At 58.9% G+C, this 3,033-nt stretch carries 3 protein-coding genes; 1 reads left to right on the top strand and 2 read right to left on the bottom strand.

Going from position 1 to position 3,033, the window contains the following annotated elements:
- Both VN887_02300 and VN887_02295 read right to left on the bottom strand, forming a co-directional pair.
- A partial coding sequence (locus VN887_02300) for a TIGR03435 family protein (GenBank protein HXT38833.1) occupies window positions 1–421 on the bottom strand: 421 nt, incomplete at its 3' end.
- A 123-nt stretch (window positions 422–544) separates the two neighbouring features.
- A complete protein-coding gene (locus VN887_02295; protein ID HXT38832.1) occupies window positions 545–1,813 on the bottom strand; it encodes an ISNCY family transposase in 1,269 nt (422 codons plus the stop codon).
- A gap of 178 nt (window positions 1,814–1,991) precedes the next feature.
- Here VN887_02295 and VN887_02290 point away from each other — a divergent pair.
- The coding region (locus VN887_02290; GenBank protein HXT38831.1) for a carboxypeptidase-like regulatory domain-containing protein at window positions 1,992–3,033 on the top strand (1,042 nt) is incomplete at its 3' end.

Below are 3,033 nucleotides of genomic sequence, written 5' to 3'. Positions count from 1 at the left end.
CCACGATTTCATAGCCGGTGAAGTCCCTGGTAACGCGATGAGTAACCAGGCCGAAGCGTTCCGTGAGCAGGTTCGCCAGCATGTGACGGAACTGCTCGAGCGTTGCGTCCGGTGGCTCCTTCGCTGTTACTGTATAGAACTCGGCGCCCAGCCACGATGGGCCGGATATCTGGTAAGGCTCGAGGTGATAAGCTTCGCGGATCAGAAGGTCGAGAGTTGTACTCTCGTACGTGACCCGTTGGGGGTCGCTGCTGCCGGGACCGCCCGAGAATCTCCCCCATTGTTGGGCTGAATGCTTTACAGAGGCGACTTCGAAATGCTCGGGCGGGCTGGACTGCGCGAAGCAACACCAGCAGGTCAGAAGCAGCAGGTGGCCCGATTGGGATGTTCTTTTCAGCAATGGGGCGATCTCCGGATTCATTTTATATTCGCTTTAGCCGGCAGTTTAAGGGGTAGCAGAATCCGTGCGCGCGCCGTGATCGCTGTCGTTAACAAGTCAAGTTGTCCGCTTTTTTTAACACGTGATCTGTCCGGTTTTTGGTTTTCAGGCGGCGCGAGCCGCCCGGGTTTTAGGTTTGGGGAGGAGGGCCGTCGTCGCCGCCGTCGCGGTGGGAAAGTGGGAAGCCTGTTTTCGGCTTTCCACTTTCCCACGGCGTTCCCCGTTCGCGTCGAATCTACCGATCACGTGCGGCCCGTACCGGATCGAGATGCTCGCATCCAGGTGCTCGTGTATGGTCACAGTGCATCCGGCCAATGTGTGACGAAACCGGCTCTTATCGATCTGCCATGAGCGCGCTCCGATCGCTACGGTGTTGTCCTTCGCGACCACACGTTCGGTCTGGATCGTGAAGATCCAGTCCAGGTCGGTTCGGCCACAACGCCGGAATGCAGTGCCGCGCGCTGCGGCTTTCACGGTAAACCGGACATTGAATTCCGCGATGTACTGCTCACGAAGGAAGTGATTGGCCTCCTCCACGCTCGTGATCCCCGCTACCCGCAACTCCTGCGGCAGCCGGCCCTGCCATGTCCCGAAGCTCCTCTCCGAACGGCCCCGCGCCTGCGGCGAGTAGGCCGCGATCATCTGCACGCCCAGTTCCTTCATGGCGCGTCCCACCTGGGTGAGACGGCCCTTATCGACAGGCTCTCCTGCCTTTGGCGTCACGAAGAAATGACTCCCGCGGTCACTGTACAGCGCGCAAAACACACCTTGCTTCTCCACGACCTCCCGCAGCGCCGCCATCACCGTTCGCGTCGATTCCTCCTCCACCAGTTGCGCGTAATAGATCTCGCTGGTGGCGTCATCCAGAATCACGATCAGGTCGTACCAGCGATCATCCTGAAACCAGCGATGCTTGCTGCCATCGATGTGCAGCAACATCCCCGGCAAGGGTCGCCGTTCGCGTCTCCGCCGGTGCGGCGCGCGCTTCTTCCGCTTGCCCACCAGTCCGGCCCCGATCAACGCCTTGTACACCCACGTGTAGCTCAGATGAACACCGTGTTTCTGGCCAAGCTTCTCGTGAAAGTGCCGGACGTTGAAATCGCTGTATTCCTCGCGATAAAGCCGCAGAACTTCCTCCACCGTCCTCACTTCCACCCTGTGGCTGGCCGGCTTGCCCTTTCGCTGATCCATCAGACCGTCGTAGCCGTTTGCCTCGAACCGCTCCCGCCAGCGCCGCATCGTCCGGTCGCTGATGCCGATGATCTCGGCAGCCGCCCACCACGTAATCTTCTTCGCCATCGCCTTCAACAGCACATCCTGCAGTTTCATCATCCGCTCCATCTCCGAAGCGGAGTACACCCGGCCTGAGTTCACAACCCAGACTCGCGCCCCCGCTTCCGTCTTTCAGAAGCGGACAGATCACTTGTTAATTCGACCGGACAGATCGCATGTTAACGACACAATTCCGTAGCCGCAACTTGCTCAGACACCTTGGGTTGGCATATAGTGTCTCGCAAGGCTTTAACGGGAACAACGAGGGTATCAATTAAACATGCAAAGCTGCCTGAAAGGCGCCGTGTTGTGCGCTGCGGCCTCAGTCGTTTTCACCTTGCTCAATCCGCTCGCCGCGTTTGGCCAGGCGGACAAAGGGACAATTCTTGGAACCGTCCAGGACAGTTCCGGCGCGCCGGCGGCTGACACCACCGTGAGGGTGACCGAGACGAACACGAACATCGCTCATGAAGCGAAGACAAACGATGCCGGCAACTATTCCTTCCCCCTGCTCGATCCGGGTACGTATCTCGTCGACGCGGAGCATTCGGGTTTCAAGAAGGCGAGCCGGGCCGGCGTTCGCCTGGACGCGAACAGCACGGTACGCGTCGACTTCTCTCTTGAACTGGGGTCAGTGAGTGAATCGGTTACGATCTCCGCTTCAGCGGCCATTCTGCAAACCGATCGCGCCGATCTTGGCACAAAAATCGAAACCAAAACACTCCAGAATCTGCCTTTGACGTTCAATCGCAACTATCAGGGATTACTGGGGCTCGTGCCAGGCGCATCCAGGCCCTTTCGCCCGCACTCGTCGTTTTACAACTCGCAGGACAGCCTCTCAACGTATGTGAACGGGCAGTTTCGGCAGGCAAGCAGCTTTATGATCGAGGGCATCAACAACGACTGGGATAACGGGAACCTGACCGTAGTCGTCCCGTCCGTTGAGGCCATCCAGACGGTTGACGTCACGACCAGCAACTACGACGCGGAATTTGGGCGCGTTACCGGCGCGGTCACGAACGTCATACTCCGATCCGGGACGAACAATTGGCACGGCAGCGCATTTGCTTTCAACAAAGTTGCTGCGCTGGGGGCGAAGAACTTCTTTGCCGTGAGTAAACCGCCGCTTGTTTACAACCTGTTCGGCGCTACTTTCTCGGGCCCGATTCGGAAGAACAAAACTTTCTTCTTTGCCGATTATCAGGGTCTGCGAGATCGCGAGCCGGCGGCTATAGGCACGTTGACGATCCCGAGCACGCCATTCCGATCCGGCGATCTGAGCGCCGCCTCCACCCGGATTTACGACCCCGCGACGGGCAGCT

Source organism: Candidatus Angelobacter sp. (assembly GCA_035607015.1).
Taxonomy (GTDB): domain Bacteria; phylum Verrucomicrobiota; class Verrucomicrobiia; order Limisphaerales; family AV2; genus AV2.
This window is presented reverse-complemented; position numbering and strand designations above follow the sequence as displayed.